Raw genomic sequence first — 18,021 nt, 5'->3', positions numbered from 1 at the left:
AAAGAGCAACCGCATTTTAATACTGCGAAAAGTATCTTTAAATTTGGATCGTCATGAAAAAAATCCTTCTTACTATACTTTGTTTTGCCATCCTGATTTCCTGCAAAAAAGAAGATAAAACCGAACCGGAAACACCCACTATCACAACAGGCACGGTCACCGGGAAAATTACACACTACGATCAATTCGGCACCAAATATACTTCTGGCTTAAATACTGCAACTGTAAGCCTCGAAGGTACCAATTTCACTGGCATTACAGATACCTCCGGAATTTACAAGCTTACAAATGTTCCCTCCGGTACTTATACCCTGGCAGTTAAAAAACCCGGTTGCGGACTCATCAAGACCGAAAACATTCATTATAATTTTGAAGACACTACCACCTACAACGCAAGTGTTTCTGATATACCTGCCTTTACTTTAAGTGCGGCTTATGCTAAAGATACTACCTGGTTTAATGGATCTGTTGGCGGCATTTTTTACAACGCGAGTCCCGCTTCTTTAAATAAAAACGCAAACATCGTCGCAATTATTGGAAAATCTTCTAAAATAGATCTTGCAAATCCCGACTCCTACGAGAATTATGCACTCGCATCTATCGCAGACTCCACAGACTACGGACGGTTTTTCAGTTATCAACTTTTAAAATACACCTACACTTTCAAAAAAGATTCAGCAGTATACATGAAAATTTACCCGGTTTCAGCCAAAGGCGCGCGTTACAAAAGCGACAGACTAAATGCCTTTGTTTATACTTCTTTTGGAACTCCCTACCCTACAATCTTTATGCTAAACGTAAAATAGTATCAGCTTAACAGTATTCTCCTGGAAGTGGGAACGCTGAATGTAAATAAATTTACCTGTAAGATAATTTAACATTAGTCGCCTCTTTCTAAAAAAGGATGAACTAAATCTTCCTACATTTGCAAATTATTTTATAGCATGAAAATTCTTTTAACCTACTTAAAACAACATAAAAAACTTTTGATCTTTGCGTTGATTTTGGCAACGATCAATCAATGTTTTTCTCTTTGCGATTCTATCATTACCGGAAAATTAATTAATAAGTTCGGATCGCCACACGAAAGTGAAGGAACCTATTTCTGGAAAGTTGGTGCTGACATCAACGATTTTATGCGTAATATTTCGGTATTCCTTGGCTTATCTATTGGCGCAGCCATGATGTCGCGTATTGCAAAAAACTTCCAGGATTATTTTACCAACATCGTCATCCAGAGAACCGGTGCCCAAATGTATACCGACGGAATTAAAAAAGCCTTATCCCTCCCGTACAAAGATTTCGAAGACCAGCGCAGTGGCGAAACGCTTGGAAAACTTCAAAAAGTAAAAACAGATACAGAAAAATTTGTAAACCTTTTTATCACACTTGTATTTCAATCTTTAATAGGCGTTATTTTCGTTTTTGTTTATGCTATTAACATTCACTGGGCTCTTGGTCCACTATATTTAGCTACTGTTCCTATCATTGCAAGTATTAGTTCTTTTTTAGGAAAAAAAATTAAAACCATTTCCAAACAAATTTTAGGAGAAACTACAGCGCTTGCCGGAGCTACTACAGAATCACTTCGTAACATTGAACTGGTAAAGAGTCTTGGTCTTGTTGAGCAAGAAGAAAAACGTTTAAATGCTACCACCTTAAAAATTCTGGGACTGGAATTAAAAAAAGTGCGTTTTATCCGTTCTCTTAGTTTTATTCAGGGCACAACCGTTCATCTTGTTAGAACACTATTAATCTTCGCACTTTATTGTTTTGTATTTCAGGGAGTGATTAAAGTCGGAGATCTAATTACTTTAATGTTCTTCTCTTTCTTCATTTTTAATCCGCTTCAGGAATTAGGAAACGTAATTGCTGTATACAACGAAACGAAAGTAAGCATGGATAATTTTGCTAAGCTTGTAAATTCAGAGTCCGAAGTTGTTCCAACAAGTCCATCGAAATTAGGAGAAATTGAAACGGTTTCTTTTCACGACGTTTTCTTTGGCCATAATCTAGATAAGGGTTACGCGGTAAAAAACATCAACCTGAATATTAAGAAAGGTGAGACGATTGCTTTTGTTGGTCCGAGCGGTAGTGGCAAAACAACGTTAGTAAAACTTTTATTAGGTCTATACCAGCCGAATAAAGGAGAAGTGCTTTACAACGGAATAGAATCTACAAAAATAAATTTGACAGAACTTCGTATGCAACTAGGACTTGTATCGCAGGATTCACAGCTCTTCAGTGGAACAATTAAAGACAATTTATTATTTGTGCGTCCAACAGCTACCGATGACGAATTACTGGAAGTTCTAAAAAAAGCGGCCTGTTACACTCTGTTAAATCGTGCGGGAAACGGCATTTACACAACGATAGGAGAAGGTGGAATTAAACTGAGTGGTGGAGAAAAACAACGTTTATCCATTGCGCGCGCTTTACTAAGAAATCCGAAACTACTAATTTTTGACGAAGCTACATCTGCTTTAGATTCTATTACAGAAGAAGAAATCTCAGAAACCATGCGTACTTTAAGCGCGACAAAATCTCAGATCACCATTTTAATCGCACACCGTTTATCTACCATCATGCACGCCGATACAATTTATGTTCTTGAACAAGGAAACATTATTGAAAAAGGTAAACACGAAGATTTGATTGCAGAAAAAGGATTGTATTACGCCATGTGGAGACAACAAATCGGCGAGCGCAAAAAAGAGGTTGGTGGTTAGCGGTAAGTGATCAGGCTCCTGTTCCCCCCAAAGAAGACAGTGATGTAAACAAAGCAAAAAATTGTCTTACTTAAAAACTCAAACGTTAGCAGCTTTAGGAGTTTAAGTGAAAACACATTTAAGAAACAGTTTTATTCACCCTGGAAGTATCCGAATCGCAATACTTAGCTTACTTTTCTTTACGTTGGTCAGCCTGTGAAATAATAATCCCGAAAATCTCATAAAGAGGAATAAGACACTCTACAAAAACGAATTAAATATCCCCTCAAAACAGAAAAGCCACCCTATAAAGGTGGCTTTCAATTATTTCAAACTAAAAGAATTTTAGTGATGCGCTGGCTCAGCTGCAGGAACTGCAGTTTCAGCGGGCATTGAGTCTGTGCTTTCTGTATGCGCGGCAGCTTCGTGATGAGCAGGTGCTGCAACTTCAGGACTTGCTTCTCCCGTCGCTTCATGGTGCGCCTCTGTACCATGCGCTCCGTGACCTTCCGCTCCGGCGTGATGAGGCTTAGGATCGCATAGACTTAAAAACAGAACAACTGCTAATACAAAAGCAGCAGCTAAAAAGAAAGGTACCGTAAAAGATACTGGTTTTTGCTCCATAGAGTGGTGTTCGTCGTGAGAATGGCCTGACATAAGTTTAAAGTTTTATGGTGCGAAAATAATCAGATTTATATTAGAATCAAATAAATTTTGGTCGAAAAATCGCCTTTTTATTCTTTGATGAATTTTAAATATTTTTTTGTCTGATCATCTGTAATTTTTAAGAAGTAAATTCCCGCTGCAAGGGTAGAAACATCCACCTGGCTCTCAAGCGCAAAAGATGCCGGATTAAAGGTTTTTACCCGCTTTCCATCACTGGCAAAAATTTCATAGCTAAGGTTAGAAGTAACAAAACCTTCGATGTTTAATTTATCTTTTACCGGATTAGGATAAAGAATGACTTTTTGAAGCTCCTCCTCATTTAAAGAAGTAGGCGTGGATTCTTTCGCATACCCCCTGTAACGCGACTGTGTTGGCGTGAAGGTCCCGCCCACAAGATTACCCGTAATTTCTACGAAGGGTATTTTACTGTTTAAGGTCAGCCACTGGTAGCTTCTCTGGTAATTGGGAAAGCCCAAAGGAATAGGAATAATGGTATTTTTAATAGAATCCATGGCATACTGAGTGGTAATTAACCGTAAACAATTTTCTGTCCCGTAAGGCGTGGTTACTGTGCCCCAGCCATCTACAACCGTTACACGATAGCCTACTTTAGAGTAATTAACCGGAATAAATCCGCCGGTAGAAGTGGTAAACTTAAAGGTTGTGCTATCGTATTTAGGATAGGTCATTGGAAACATGTAGAGTTCATCTTTATCCGAATAATAACTAGGAATGGGCAAACTGCTGTAAGTCATCCCCACTCCATCGGCAATAAACGCATTCGGACTCGTTTGTTTCTTGTAAAAATTATAATAGTTAGTTAAGGTCAGTGGCCCGGCGCCAATAGTATCAGCTAATTTTTCACCATAGGCAGAAGTACTTAAGAAGAAGAATGCATAAGGTGTTTGAAGGGCACTCTTAAAGCTGCGAATACCTTCGCTTGTTGACACGAGTGAACTGAAATTCCAGCTAAAATTGGTGCCGGTTTGTGTATAATTTCCAGCTGAATTTACCTGGAAATTGGTAAAACGCAGTGTATCGTTACCACCAGGCATGTTCGAATTGCCGAGCGTGATAGGTGATTGCGCAATAATAAAGCCTGCACAAACGTTTAATACAAATAGAAAATAATTTCTCTTCATGTTTGATTATTTTTGTAATACTTTGGAGTCTTATAAATATACTCTTTTTTTTGCGCCCGGTAAGTGTCGGGACCTTTTGTGGTGACTACTTCTATTAAATATTTTAGATTTCTGCTTTTGCTGTTTTTTGTGCAAACTATGCATGGGCAAGCTGTGTTTTTGAAAGTACTGACGTCCGAAAAAAAAAATGCGGTCACCAAACTCAACTACACAAAAAAACATGCTTCCAAAACCGACGCCTTTAAAGAGATTGATAACATTCTACTAACCCTGCAATACAAGGGCTATTTGCTGGCTTCGGCCGACAGTATTTTTTCAGACAGTACTACTGTTACCGCAAACATATCAGCCAACGGCTTATTTAAAACAGCACACCTGCGTTTGGGAAATCTCGATCCCAGCCTGGCCTCCAAATTGGGCATCAGCGAAAAATTATACTTCAATAAATCTTTTAGGTACAAAGAAGTGGCAAGGAGTCTTGAAAAAATAATTTTGTATTATGAAAATCACGGTTACCCCTTTGCTTCGGTAAACCTTGATAGCGTTACTACAAACGACAATAAACTTTCTGCGGTTCTGAATGTAAGGAAGAATAAATTTTTTAAAATTGATTCCATTCGTATAGTGGGTACTGCTAAAATAAACCAGGGTTTTTTAAACCGTTACCTTTCTATAAAGCGTGATATGCCCTACAACGAAGAGGTTATAGCCAGCATTTCACAAAAAGTACGTCAGCTTCCTTTTGTTACCGAAAAACAAACACAGCGCGTGCAACTCAGCGACCGTACGAACAAATTAATTTTATTTCTCGACAAAAAAGACGCCTCTCAGTTTGACGGGATAATAGGCTTGCTGCCCGATGCCAACACAAAAAAAACAGTTATTACCGGCGATGTGAAATTAAAACTCATTAATGGCATACTTCGCAACGGCGAAACCTTTGATCTGGAATGGCGTCGCCTGCAATCGCAAACACAGGATTTTAGTGGCAGGGTAATTTATCCGTTTTTATTTGGAACACCTGTAGGTGTAGATTACGCTTTAAAAATATACCGTAAAGACACCACCTTTATCGACATTACAAATAACATAGGTTTGCAATATTATTTTAGTGGTCTCAACAACTTCAAGATCTTCTACAAACAACGCGCAACCAATCTCATTTCAACCAGCGGCCTCGATTTTGTGAGCAGTTTGCCCGAGTATGCAGATATTTCCACAAACTCTTATGGCGCCGGAATCTTTGTCGAAAAATTAGATTACCGTTTTAATCCCCGTAAGGGTGCAGCATTCGCCCTCAATGCCCAAACCGGTAACCGTAACATAAAAAAAAATCCGAAAATAAACGAGGTAGTTTACGATGATTTACTTTTACGTTCTACGCAATTCCAGGTAGATGGAACGCTTGCTTTTTATTTTAACCTGAAGGGAAACAGCGTCATTAAATTTGGCGTGCAGGGCGCGTCCGTATTTGGAAACTCCACCATTTTCAAAAACGAACTTTTTCGTATTGGCGGATTAAAAACACTGAGAGGTTTTGACGAAGAAAGTATTTTCGCCTCGTCTTACATAATTCCCACATTGGAATACCGTTTTCTTTTTTCTCAAAACTCTAACCTTTTGCTTTTTGCAGAAGGTGCATGGTACGAGAACAACAGCAATCATCAATACATTAGCGATATTCCAGTGAGTCTTGGCGCAGGTATTAATTTCGAAACCAAAGCGGGTATCCTCTCTTTAAACTACGGTCTCGGAAACCAATTTGGCAATGGCTTTGACCTTCGTAATGGCAAAATTCATTTTGGGCTAACGGCTTTGTTTTAGATAAGCTTAACGGAGGCTTATGAAGCAATGTGCCATTTGTTTACAGTACCGCGTTACCTTGCTTTTTGAGCGCTCTCCTATATTCAGTTTAATTAAAATTTAAATTGCTAATTCTTAGATCGATTTTAGTTTATGCTGACTGTTCGAATAAAGAAAGTTGATGGTTTAGTTCCATCCAGATGCTCCTTAAAGGAGTTTTAAATTTAAGACAACCACTTATCAAAAAGCTCCTACCCTTAAAGAATTTTCAGGTCAAAAAAACTATATTTGTATATATACTTGTTCCTATGCAATCAAAGATATACCATGCTCTTTATAGTAAAGCAAAACAACTGAAGAAAAATAGTTTGTTTGCACTGATTTTATTTTCATCTTTTGCATCCCCTTCACAGATCTTTCAAAGCTTTAACATCAACCTCCTAAGTATATCGGCACCCAATGTAGGCGACATGGGTTATGATGGCCGCCGCTACTCAGGCTGCTGGGGCTGGTACCAGGCTTCCAAAAACAAAGAGTATGGAATTTCGGGCGCCAGTAACGGAACTTTTTTTTACGATGTAACTTCGCCTGCCAGTCCAACCCTTTGTGGTTTTCTTGCCGGAGCTCCTCAGAGTACTTACCGGGAAATGAAAACCTATTCGCATTACTGTTACATTGTTAGCGACGACGACCAGGCCAAACGTTTTCAGATTGTAGACCTGCAGTATTTACCGGACAGTATTCATGTGGTTTTTAACGACTCAACCCTCTTTAGAAGAGGACATACCATTTGGATTGATCAGGATAAACTTTACATCGGCGCTATGATAGAGAAGTTGCCTTTATCTATTACATCCATGGCGATTTTTAGTCTTGCGAACCCCGAAGCTCCGGTATTACTGAGAAAATTAGATGAGGACTTTCCTTTGATCGACTATGTGCACGATATGTATGTGCGCAACGATACCATTTTTGCTTCCTGTGGCAACAAGGGGCTTTTTATTTTTAAATGGGAAAACGCTCTGAACAAATTTACCCAGCTTGGCTCTTACATTGGCTATGCCACGCACGGTTACAATCACTCCAGTTTTTTGACAGGCGATGGCAAACATCTTATTTTCTGCGATGAAGTTCCGGAAGGCCTTCCCATTCATTTTGTAGATGTACAGAACCTCGGAAATATTCAGCCCCTAAAAGACTGGCATCCCATGCCCCTGACAACACCGCACAATCCATACATCCGGGGTAAATTCGCCGTGGTTTCCTGTTACCAGGACGGTTTACAGATCTACGATATTTCTAAACCAAACGAGATTAATCTTGTAGGCTATTTTGACACCCATCCGCAAGGCGGCTATAACATTGGCAATTACGGAACAACGGCTTACCGGGGCAACTGGGGCGCCTACCCTTTTTTACCAAGCGGTGTTATTATCGCTAACGACATGCAAAACGGAATGTTTGTTTTAAATGCAGCACCAGCCTTCTCCACTACTTTGCAGAATTTTGTTGGCCTTGAAAAAACAGAACCGGCAGATGCAGAACTCATCATCTATCCAAATCCTGCGGCCACACAAATTGCTGTTCACTATTCTTCTCAAAGCAAAACAAAACTTGAATTAAAAAATATACTAGGGCAGGTTATTCTCGAAAAACACTTCGATGGTAATGTCAACGAATACCTTGATGTAAAAGATCTGCAAAATGGTACCTATTTTATTTCCATAACCGAAAACGAAATTACCAGGACAAAAAAATTACTCGTGAGTCATTAACCATCAAATCATTAATCCCTATCTGATGAAACTTAAAAATTACCTTTTTATTAGCTGTTGTGTTCTTTTTTTTACGATAAAAATAAGTGCGCAGTATTCAGCATCCAATTTTACGCTGGTAAGTGTAACCGATCCCGAAACTACCTTTAATCCCGATAATCAAAAGTATTCTGGCTGTTGGGGCTGGTTTCATCCCACTAAAAACAAGGAATTTGCTATTGCCTGCTCACATCGCGGAACCTATTGGATTGACGTGACTGTTGCGGCTACTCCATCTGTTTCTGCATACAAAGCCGGAAAATTATCAGGGTGCACCTGGCGTGAAGCAAAATCGTACCGCAATTATTTATACGTCATAAGTGATGATGCGGGCAGCAACAGTTTGCAGATTTTCGACATGCATTATCTCCCAGACAGTGTTCACAAGGTTTACGACGGACAAACGTTATTTTCCCGAGGCCACACACTTCATATTACCAACGATAAACTATACATTGGCTCTGCCACACTTGGAAATTCTTTTTCCAGTATGCAGGTATACAGCCTTGCCAATCCTGAGCTTCCTGTTTTGCTTCGTAAACTCGAACAAGACTATCCGACCATTAATCACGTGCACGATATGCTGGTGCGGAATGATACTGTCTATGCTTCCTGCGGGTACCAGGGCTTATTCGTATACAAATTCACAGCGGCAAATACTTTTTCTTTGTTAGGCTCATTAACTTCCTATCCTTCGTCAGGCTACAACCATAGCAGTGCTATTACGCCCGACGGACGCACACTTGTATTTATGGATGAAGTTCCTTCCGGACTTCCTATTAAAGTAGCGGATGTTACCAATCTCTCAAACATCCAGGTACTGGCTACCATTAACCAATTTCCACAAACCACACCGCACAACCCATTTATGGGAAACAACACTTACTGTTTTGCGAGTAGCTACCAGGACGGCCTTCAGCTCTTTGATATTTCCACACCCGCCTCACCGGTTTTAGCAGGCTATTTTGATACACATCCTCAATCGGGAGGAAATAACAATGTGTGGTCGAGTAGCTCTACTTATGACGGCCAATGGGGTTCTTACCCATATCTGCCAAGTGGAAATATTTTTGCCCTCGACCGAACCAACGGAGCCTTTCTACTCCGCACAACCTTATTTACAGAACCTTTGGTAACAGCAGACTTTTATTTGCCCGCTAAAATCTGTTTAGGCAATTCCCTTGAAATTTATAACAATTCCCAGGGCGCTAACACTTTCACGTGGACCTTTCAAAACGGCACTGTTGCAACCTCTACTTTAGGAAATGCCAGCATTTCTTTTCCAACAACTGGAACTTACACAGTTTCCTTATTGGCGGCAAACGCAGCCACCTACGCCTCTGTAACAAAAACCATTACAGTTATAAATTCGGGGATTTCCGCTACCACAACGTACACACAGGCTAGCTGCAGCACTTGTACAACGGGTATGGCAGCTGTTACCGCGACTGGTGGAACAAGTCCTTACACCTATACATGGATGCCAGGGGGAAGTCATGTTGCGAAACCAAAAAATCTTCTACCAGGATGCTACACCGTAACTATCCAGGATGCATACAAGTGCAAAACAACGGAAAGTGTGTGTATTGATTATTATACAGAAGTAGGAATACCAATGCTCAGCGGCGATGCGGGACCTGCAATTTATCCGAACCCTGCTTCCAACCAAATAACGCTCCGTTATCTTTCAGGTGGATCAACGGTTGTACAAATAAAATCCATTTTAGGTGAGCTTATATTTGAAAAGAAATTTTCGGGACCTGTGGATGAAGTGCTCGATACCAAGGCGTTTTTAGATGGAACTTATATTATTTCTGTCACAGAAAATGATGTTATAAAAAGCAGGAAATTAATCATTCACCATTAATAAAGGCAACATGAAATTTAAATTGCTCTATATATGTTTCCTGAGTTTGTTTGTTATTCACAGCAAAGCGCAAACTTATGCGGCATCCAATTTCACTTTGGTGGGACATCTTGATCCCGAAACAAATTTAAACCAATATGGAAATAAGTATTCAGGCTGCTGGGGCTGGTACCAGGCCTCAAAAAACAAAGAGTACGCCATAGCCTGTTCATCCAGTGGTACTTTTTGGGTAGACATTAGCAGTCCTGCCACACCAACTGTATCAAGCTTTCGTGCCGGCAAACAAGGATGTACCTGGAGAGAAGTAAAAACATATTTAAACTACTGTTACGTAATAAGCGATGATCCGGGTACAAACAGTTTCCAGATTTTCGATATGCAATACCTGCCTGACAGCGTGCACAAGGTTTACGACAGCCAGCTTTTGTTCAAAAGAGGCCATACTTTATGGGTAGACGGAAACAAACTTTATGTTGCCGCTACCACTTCGGGAAGCTCTACTTTTTCAAGTATGGATGTGTATAGCCTTGCTACGCCTGCGAGTCCGACCCTTATCAGAAGACTTTCACAAGACTATCCTCTGATCAATTATGTACACGACATGTTTGTGCGTAACGATACCATCTATGCCTCCTGTGGTTACCAGGGTTTATACATTTACAAATTAACCTCTGCAAACACCTTTACACAATTAGGTTCGCTTACCTCTTATCCTTCGTCAGGCTACAACCACAGCAGTGCACTTACACCCGATGGACAAACCCTTGTGTTTACAGATGAGATTCCAGTAGGTATGCCTATTAAAGTAGCAGATGTGACTAACCTTTCTAACATCCAGGTTTTGGCAACCACTAATCAGTTTCCGCAAACTACACCACACAATCCCTTCATCGTTAATAATCAGTATTGCTTTGTAAGCAGTTATCAGGATGGTCTTCAGCTCTTCGATATTTCGAATCCAGCCAGTCCGTTTTTAGCAGGCTATTTTGACACTTACCCTGCTGCAGGCGGCAATAATAATACCTGGCCCTCAAATAACGACTACGAAGGACAATGGGGCGCCTATCCTTATTTTCCTAGTAAAACAATTTTCGCTTTAGATGAGAGCAACGGAATCTTTCTTTTAAAAACAGCACTCTACGAAAACCAACCGGTATCAGCAGGATTTGCCACAGGGGCACAAACACTTTGTGTAGGAGCTACTGCAAACTTTTCCAATACCAGTTCAGGCGCTACAAGTTATACCTGGAGTTATACAGGTGGTACGGCAATAGGCACGGGCACAACTAACTTGAGTCTTGCCTTTAACACTGCGGGCATCTTCTCTATAACATTACTGGCGTCCAATGCCACCAATTCTGCAAGCTCCACACAAACTATTTTAATCAGCCCTAATACTTTGAACGGCGCTATAACTTTTACCAATGCCGACTGCAACACTTGTACGAATGGCGCGGCCTCTGTAACAGTAAGCGGAGGCATAGCACCCTACACTTACACATGGCTCCCTTCAGGTGTTCATACAACGTCTGTTCAGAACCTTGCGCCGGCCTGTTACACGGCTCAGCTCAAAGATGCTATTGGTTGCACTTCCGAAACAATTGCTTGTGTTTCATTTTTTACCGGTTTATCTGCTGCTTTTTCTGAAAACAATACTGTGCACATTTATCCAAATCCTGCTCAAAGTGTTATAAATATTGAGTCTGCAGTTTCCTTTGATTTTTGTCTGTATAATAAGATTGGACAAGTAGTTATCTGTATGAAAAACAATTTTCAAAAAGCAACGGTGTCTCTGCAGGATATTCCGAAAGGAATTTATTTTGTAGAAATCATTTCAGGCTCTTCTAAAACAAATCAAAAAATAATTATCAATTAATTTATGTTCTCAAAAAATTCAATTATAGGTGTAATAGGTAGCGGGGCAATGGGCAGCGGTATTGCACAAGTGGCGGCCACGGCAGGTCACAAAGTAAAAATTTACGACAACAATCAGAGTGCACTCGATAAAGCAAGTGGCAATCTAAAAGCCTCTTTATCTAAACTTGCCGAAAAACAAAAAATAAGTCCCGAACAACAAAGCAGTATTCTCAGCAACATTCATTTTGTGAACGATCTGCAAGAACTTGCTGATGGTGATCTCATTATTGAAGCCATTGTTGAAAAACTGGACATTAAAAAATCGGTATTTACCTCGCTTGAAAAAATTGTAAAAGAAAGCTGCGTGCTTGCGTCTAACACTTCTTCTCTTTCCATAACTTCTATAGGTTCAGCGTGCACCAAGCCGTCACGGGTTATTGGGATCCACTTTTTTAATCCCGCCACACTCATGCCTCTGGTAGAAATTATTCCCGGGATTGCTACGGACGAAAAAATTACCGACGCCTCTAAAGCGTTAATTGACAGCTGGGGAAAGGTAACCGTTGTGGTAAAGGATACTCCGGGCTTTATTGTTAATCGTGTTGCTCGTCCCTTTTACAGTGAAGCTCTGCGCATATACGAAGAAGGGATTGCCGATATGCCTACCATCGATTGGGCCATGAAAGAAATTGGTGGATTTAAAATGGGGCCTTTTGAATTAATGGATCTTATCGGCCACGACGTAAACTACGTAGTAACGGAAACCGTATGGACGCAATTTTATTTCGACCCCAAATTTAAACCTGCACTTTCACAAAAACGTCTTTTAGAAGCTGGGTTTCTTGGCAGAAAGAGCGGACGTGGATTTTACGATTACTCATCGGGAGCTGAGCTACCCAAAGCAAAAGAAGATAAAACTCTCGGACAACAAATTTTTACACGCATCCTGGTAATGTTAATTAATGAAGCAGCCGATACTCTCTATTTAAAAGTTGCTTCGGCAAAAGATATTGACCTGGCCATGACAAAAGGGGTAAATTATCCAAAAGGTTTATTAAAGTGGGCCGATGAGCTTGGGGTAGATAATGTGGTAAAACAACTCTCTGCTCTTAAAGATTTTTATGAAGAAGACCGTTATAGAATCAGTCCGGTTCTTAAGCAAAACTTTATACTTAAGAAGACTTTTTACTAAAAAACAGTCTAACACATGTAAATTCAAGAGTAATGTTGCCGGATCCTGAAAAATTTGCCAGATCCGTAATTTTTAACTATTTTTGAGTGTATCAAGTATCTTCTATGAAAAACCTATTGGCTTTTATCGGGTTAGCGATTGTTATCAGCTTCACGTTCTCCTGTAAAGATAAAAACAGTTCAAGCGCGATTAAGCCTGATTACAGTGCTACAGGTAATCCTTATCCAAATAACCAAACTGTAACTGGCTCTACAACCTTTACAAGTCCAGCAACGCAAAATACAAGTTTACTAGTAGGCGACATTGGCTGGAGTAATCCTACCTGCGCGTCTTCCCAAAGTTTATCCTTAAAAGGTACTAAAGATAATATTGATGTTATATTGGTTTTTAATACTGCCATTACAAGTGGTACTTATGCTATCTCTCAGATTCCTGGTAGCGGAACTTGCCAAATGACGGTTTTAAATGCTCCTAATCAGCCGGCAGGGGTTTATTGGATTGGTAAAAGTGGCTCAGTTATAGTTAGCACCTCTTCCACTTCTATAAATGCGAATTTGATAAATGTAGTTTGTACTCAAAAAGATTTTAATTTTCCACAGGTCACAGTTACAGGTGTTTTAGGCTGCAACTAATCCTGAATAAAACCAAATTTTTAAAAGCAGATTTATTCTGCTTTTTTTATTTTCAGAGCTCTGTTTAAACTACTTAAAATACGTTTCTTTTTTCTTAAGCATTACGCGCTTGATTTAAGGGCGCTATCTCTCATGCGTATTGGCATAGCGCTGATAGTGCTAACAGATCTTCTGATTCGTTTTGCTGATCTTAAAGCGCATTATACCGATGAAGGTATCTGGCCAACAGAGCTTATTCATAATTTTGGATGGAACACGGGCTACTGGAGTCTTCATACTCAAAATGGTTCTTATGCCTTTGAAGTTATTTTATTTGCGCTGCATTTTGTATTTGCCCTGTGCCTGCTTGTTGGTTTTAAAACAAGGTTTTTTACCTTGCTTGTCTGGCTCATGACTATCTCACTGCATAACCGCAATCTCTTTGTATTACAGGCCGGTGACGATCTTTTAAGACTGGTTTTAATGTGGGGAATATTTCTACCCTGGCAAAGTTTTTACGCTGTTGATGCTAAACAAATCAGTATGTCTAAACGGCAAAACCTGCTGGTTAATTTTGCTTATTTTCTTCTTATAGCATCGGTTTATTTTTTTTCCGCCAACTTAAAATATAGTCCGCAATGGCATAGCGAAGGCAGTGCTATGTATTACGCTTTGAGTCTTGAACAGCTCCGCCTTCCTTTAGGGGAATGGATCTACCACTATCCACTTCTTTTAAAATGCCTTACCTGGTTTGTTCTATATAGCGAATATTTGATCGCTCCTTTAATCTTACTTCCTTCTAAAAATGGTCGCCTGCGTTTCATCGCTTTCCTGCTATTAGTTGTCATTCACCTCGGCATTGGTTTGACGCTCTATGTCGGATTATTTTTCATCATTGGAATAGTTTCCGCCGTCGCACTGCTCCCCGCATTTGCCATGGACCGTCTTGAAAAGTTTTTCCGGATAAAAAAAACTTCGTTTATCATAAAGACTGAAAAACTTTTTTTTGTAAGCTGGAGCCGGGCGATTCTCTGTGGGTTTTTAATTTTTCTCTGCCTCTTCATTAATCTCTCAACTACACCATGGTTTCCCTTCGAGCCGGAAGATGAATTGGCTTATGTAGGAAACTCTTTACGTTTAAATCAATACTGGGGCATGTTTTCACCGGGGGTGCTTCAAAAAGATGGCTGGTTTGTGTATCATGGGAGAGATTCTATCGGGCGACAGTGGGACTTGCGCCGCAACCAGGACTACGTGGATTACTCGAAACCAAAACGCATAGTAAGCAATTACAGCAGCGACCGTTGGCGGAAGTTAGCTGAAAATATGCAGAGTGATCACTACACTTTTTTACGTCCCTTGTATTGTGCTTATCTTGTAAAAGAATGGAACAAAAGTCACAAGAAAAAAAGGATAACTTCTTTAAGTGTTTATTTTATGGAGAAAGAAAATCTTCCGGATTATAAAACTACCGAACCCGTTAAAACTTTACAGTGTTTGTGTTATGCCTATTAACCTGCACCAGATAAAACATTTTGCCAGGCATTTTTTCGTGGCTAAGAGAAACGGTCACGGTGTTCATTCTCCTTTCGCTTATCAACTTTGCGAAGAAGTTTTTTATAATACAAATGCATTTTACGATTTTAAAAAATTAAACAACACAAGAAGCGCTTTACTGGCAAACGAAACAGAACTTCTTATTGAAGATTTTGGTGCAGGCTCTAAAACTTTTAAATCCAATAAACGCAAAATAAAAGACATAGCAGCAAAAGGTATCAGTACACAAAAACAATCGGAACTACTTTACAAACTCATTAACTTTTTAAAAAGTCAATCGATTTTAGAACTCGGCACTTCTTTGGGTTTAAACACACTTTATCTGGCTAAGGTTAACAAAGACGCCAGGGTTTTTACTATTGAGGGAAGCAAAGAGCTACATGATTTTGCATCGCTGAATGCAAAAAACATGAACGTAGAAAACATCAAATTCATCCATTCTGTTTTCGAACAAGCTCTGCCTGAAGTTTTAAGAGATTTAAAGCGGCTTGACTTTTTTTATGTGGATGGTAATCACACCTACGAGGCAACCATGTCTTACTTCAAGCAGGCTCTTGAGAAGAGAAACAATGACTCTGTGTTTATTTTTGATGATATCTATTGGAGTGAGGGCATGACAAGAGCATGGGAGGAAATAAAAAGAAATTCTTCAGTCACTTTAAGCATTGATACCTTTTCTTTCGGTATGGTTTTTTTCAAAGAAGAATTTAAAGAGAAGGTAGATTTGAGGTTATTGATAAGTCGCAGCACCACAAAAGTCCCTTAACCCTGAATCATCCCCACAAACTCCTCTTCAGAAATTATCTTCACACCCAACTTCTCTGCTTTTTTTAATTTCTCGGGACCCATATTATCACCGGCCAATAGGTAAGACGTTTTTCCGCTGATAGAACCGGAATTTTTTCCGCCGTTTGCTTCGATCATTTCTTTTAGCTGATCGCGGCTGTGGTTCGTGAAAACCCCACTTATTACAAAGGTCAGATCTTTTAATTTTTCGCTTCCACCTTGTTGCTGTTCTTCACTTAATTCAAATTGCAGCCCTGCCGCTTTAAGACAATCTATTATTTTTCTATTGTCTTCATTCATAAAGAATTCAGCAATGCTTTCCGCTATAATGCCCCCTACCTCATCAATGTGAAGTAATTCTTCTTTAGTAGAAGACATTAATACATCTAAGGATTTTACTTTCTTAGCAATTTTTTTCGCAGTGGTTTCTCCAACATGTCTTATGCCAATAGAATAAAGCACACGTTCAAAGGGCACCTGTTTACTTGCTTCCAGACCATCCAGCAAATTTTGTGCAGACTTTTCCGCCATGCGTTCTAAAGAAAGTAATTGTTCTTTTTTCAGATCGTAGAGATCGGCAATAGTTTTTACTAATCCCGCTTTATAAAGTTGATCAATGGTTTCAGCGCCCAAACTATCAATGTTCATTGCTCTTCTTCCTACAAAATGTTCCATCTTACCTTTTACCTGAGGTGGACACGTTGCTTCATTGGGGCAAAAATGATTTGCTTCCCCTTCCTGCCTTTGCAATGTCGCACTACATTCCGGACAAGTTGTAATGTATTCCGTTTTTGTAGAAGTGCTTTTTCTTTTAGAAAGATCTACACCAATAATTTTCGGAATGATCTCTCCGCCTTTTTCAACAAACACCTGGTCACCAATACGGACATCTAATTTCTCAATGATATCAGCATTGTGCAGAGACGCTCGCTTAACAGTGGTTCCACCCAAGGCAACGGGTTTTAAATTCGCTACAGGTGTTATGGCTCCGGTTCTCCCTACCTGGTAAGTTATATCTAAGAGCTCAGTACTCACCTGCTCTGCTTTAAATTTATACGCAATGGCCCAACGCGGCGATTTAGCTGTGAAGCCAAGATTTTTTTGTGACCGGTAGTCATTCACTTTAATTACGACACCATCCGTATCGTAGGGAAGCTTGTGGCGCTCCACGTCCCAATGATGAATAAATTCAAGAACTTTGGAAATACCGTGACACAATTTCGCATCCTTAGAAACTTTAAATCCCCAGGAATGCGCGGCCTGCATATTTTCGTAATGCGATTGAAATGGCAGATCATCTCCTAGTACATTGTATAAAAAACAATCTAATTTCCGCTTCGCCACAAAAGCTGAATCCTGCGCTTTCATGGTACCGCTGGCGGCATTTCGTGGATTGGCCAACGGCGCCTCGCCTATCTCTTCGCGTTCTTTGTTTATGTTGTCAAATACAGGACGCGGCATAAAGATCTCTCCGCGTATTTCAAAATTAGCCGGATACCCGCCTTTTAATTTTAAGGGAATAGATTTTATGGTTCTTGCATTGGTAGTTACATCGTCTCCTTTCTCGCCGTCGCCTCTGGTGATGGCCTGCGTTAAATGGCCATTTTCGTAGGTCAAACTAATCGACAGACCATCAAATTTTAATTCGCATACATAATCTACCTGTCCTTCGAAACTGCCGCCCAGCTGCATCCCAAGCCCGTCGCGCACGCGTCGGTCAAATTCCAGTAAATCATCTTCACTGTAACTATTAGAAAGCGAGAGCATTGGATATTTATGTTTTACCGATGCAAATGTTTTGGTTATTGTTCCTCCTACTCTTTGACTCGGAGAATTTGGAAATAAAAATTCAGGAAATTCTTTTTCAAGTGCTATCAACTCTTCCAGTAATTTATCAAAGTCAAAATCACTGATGGTTGGATTGTCCAACAAATAATAGTTATGATTGTGTTGCTCTATTTCGCTGGAAAGCGCATGAATTCTCTTTTCTGCGGAGGCTTTATCCATAAGAATTTTAT

The 18,021-nt window shown here is 39.9% G+C and carries 13 protein-coding genes; 10 read left to right on the top strand and 3 right to left on the bottom strand.

The annotated features are described in order from the left end of the window. Positions 1-53: 53 nt before the first annotated feature. Positions 54-806, top strand: coding sequence for a hypothetical protein (locus CNR22_17605; protein PBQ33515.1), 753 nt, complete (start codon positions 54-56; stop codon positions 804-806). Between the two features lie 138 nt (positions 807-944). Beyond that, positions 945-2,729 (top strand): ABC transporter ATP-binding protein, encoded by a 1,785-nt coding sequence (locus tag CNR22_17600; protein PBQ33514.1) that lies wholly within the window; start codon positions 945-947, stop codon positions 2,727-2,729. Positions 2,730-3,053: 324 nt separating this feature from the next. Here CNR22_17600 and CNR22_17595 read toward each other — a convergent pair whose 3' ends face one another. Then, a complete protein-coding gene (locus tag CNR22_17595; GenBank protein ID PBQ33513.1) occupies positions 3,054-3,365 on the bottom strand; it encodes a hypothetical protein in 312 nt (103 codons plus the stop codon). A gap of 77 nt (positions 3,366-3,442) precedes the next feature. Then, positions 3,443-4,516 (bottom strand): hypothetical protein, encoded by a 1,074-nt coding sequence (locus tag CNR22_17590; GenBank protein PBQ33512.1) that lies wholly within the window; start codon positions 4,514-4,516, stop codon positions 3,443-3,445. Positions 4,517-4,579: 63 nt separating this feature from the next. Here CNR22_17590 and CNR22_17585 point away from each other — a divergent pair, with 63 nt between their 5' ends. From CNR22_17585 to CNR22_17550, 8 genes are all read left to right on the top strand, one after another. After that, a complete protein-coding gene (locus CNR22_17585; protein PBQ33511.1) occupies positions 4,580-6,340 on the top strand; it encodes a hypothetical protein in 1,761 nt (586 codons plus the stop codon). Between the two features lie 179 nt (positions 6,341-6,519). Continuing rightward, positions 6,520-8,094 carry a hypothetical protein gene (locus tag CNR22_17580; protein PBQ33510.1) on the top strand — a complete coding sequence of 525 codons (1,575 nt, stop codon included), beginning with the start codon at positions 6,520-6,522 and terminating at the stop codon, positions 8,092-8,094. 25 nt (positions 8,095-8,119) lie between these two features. Then, positions 8,120-10,000 carry a hypothetical protein gene (locus CNR22_17575; protein PBQ33509.1) on the top strand — a complete coding sequence of 627 codons (1,881 nt, stop codon included), beginning with the start codon at positions 8,120-8,122 and terminating at the stop codon, positions 9,998-10,000. Positions 10,001-10,010: 10 nt separating this feature from the next. Continuing rightward, the gene (locus tag CNR22_17570) at positions 10,011-11,876 is read left to right on the top strand and encodes a hypothetical protein (GenBank protein PBQ33508.1); all 1,866 of its coding nucleotides are present in this window, start codon (positions 10,011-10,013) and stop codon (positions 11,874-11,876) included. Positions 11,877-11,879: 3 nt separating this feature from the next. Further along, positions 11,880-13,049, top strand: coding sequence for a 3-hydroxybutyryl-CoA dehydrogenase (locus CNR22_17565; GenBank protein PBQ33507.1), 1,170 nt, complete (start codon positions 11,880-11,882; stop codon positions 13,047-13,049). Positions 13,050-13,153: 104 nt separating this feature from the next. Continuing rightward, a complete protein-coding gene (locus CNR22_17560; protein ID PBQ33506.1) occupies positions 13,154-13,681 on the top strand; it encodes a hypothetical protein in 528 nt (175 codons plus the stop codon). A 132-nt stretch (positions 13,682-13,813) separates the two neighbouring features. After that, complete coding sequence (locus CNR22_17555) at positions 13,814-15,175, top strand: hypothetical protein (GenBank protein PBQ33505.1); 1,362 nt, start codon at positions 13,814-13,816, stop codon at positions 15,173-15,175. Next, positions 15,165-15,983, top strand: coding sequence for an SAM-dependent methyltransferase (locus CNR22_17550; protein ID PBQ33504.1), 819 nt, complete (start codon positions 15,165-15,167; stop codon positions 15,981-15,983). The genes CNR22_17555 and CNR22_17550 overlap by 11 nt, the downstream gene beginning before the upstream one ends. Here CNR22_17550 and CNR22_17545 read toward each other — a convergent pair. After that, entirely contained in the window at positions 15,980-18,010 is a 2,031-nt protein-coding gene (locus CNR22_17545) for a DNA ligase (NAD(+)) LigA (GenBank protein ID PBQ33503.1), read from the bottom strand. The two genes, CNR22_17550 and CNR22_17545, sit on opposite strands and share 4 nt — an antisense overlap. Between the last annotated feature and the right edge of the window lie 11 nt (positions 18,011-18,021).

The organism is Sphingobacteriaceae bacterium, from assembly GCA_002319075.1.
Taxonomy (GTDB): Bacteria; Bacteroidota; Bacteroidia; order B-17B0; family Aurantibacillaceae; genus Aurantibacillus.
Note: the sequence above shows the minus strand (reverse complement) of the source record. Positions and strands in the feature narration are given on the sequence as shown.

Excerpts from the sequence above, each read along its gene's own strand:
- CNR22_17605 (PBQ33515.1), top strand. The coding sequence starts at position 54 with ATGAAAAAAATCCTTCTTACTATACTTTGTTTTGCCATCCTGATTTCC.
- CNR22_17555 (PBQ33505.1), top strand. The coding sequence starts at position 13,814 with ATGCGTATTGGCATAGCGCTGATAGTGCTAACAGATCTTCTGATTCGT.
- CNR22_17580 (PBQ33510.1), top strand. The coding sequence starts at position 6,520 with ATGCTCCTTAAAGGAGTTTTAAATTTAAGACAACCACTTATCAAAAAG.
- CNR22_17570 (PBQ33508.1), top strand. The coding sequence starts at position 10,011 with ATGAAATTTAAATTGCTCTATATATGTTTCCTGAGTTTGTTTGTTATT.
- CNR22_17545 (PBQ33503.1), bottom strand. The coding sequence starts at position 18,010 with ATGGATAAAGCCTCCGCAGAAAAGAGAATTCATGCGCTTTCCAGCGAA.
- CNR22_17565 (PBQ33507.1), top strand. The coding sequence starts at position 11,880 with ATGTTCTCAAAAAATTCAATTATAGGTGTAATAGGTAGCGGGGCAATG.
- CNR22_17575 (PBQ33509.1), top strand. The coding sequence starts at position 8,120 with ATGAAACTTAAAAATTACCTTTTTATTAGCTGTTGTGTTCTTTTTTTT.
- CNR22_17560 (PBQ33506.1), top strand. The coding sequence starts at position 13,154 with ATGAAAAACCTATTGGCTTTTATCGGGTTAGCGATTGTTATCAGCTTC.
- CNR22_17590 (PBQ33512.1), bottom strand. The coding sequence starts at position 4,516 with ATGAAGAGAAATTATTTTCTATTTGTATTAAACGTTTGTGCAGGCTTT.
- CNR22_17550 (PBQ33504.1), top strand. The coding sequence starts at position 15,165 with ATGCCTATTAACCTGCACCAGATAAAACATTTTGCCAGGCATTTTTTC.
- CNR22_17600 (PBQ33514.1), top strand. The coding sequence starts at position 945 with ATGAAAATTCTTTTAACCTACTTAAAACAACATAAAAAACTTTTGATC.
- CNR22_17595 (PBQ33513.1), bottom strand. The coding sequence starts at position 3,365 with ATGTCAGGCCATTCTCACGACGAACACCACTCTATGGAGCAAAAACCA.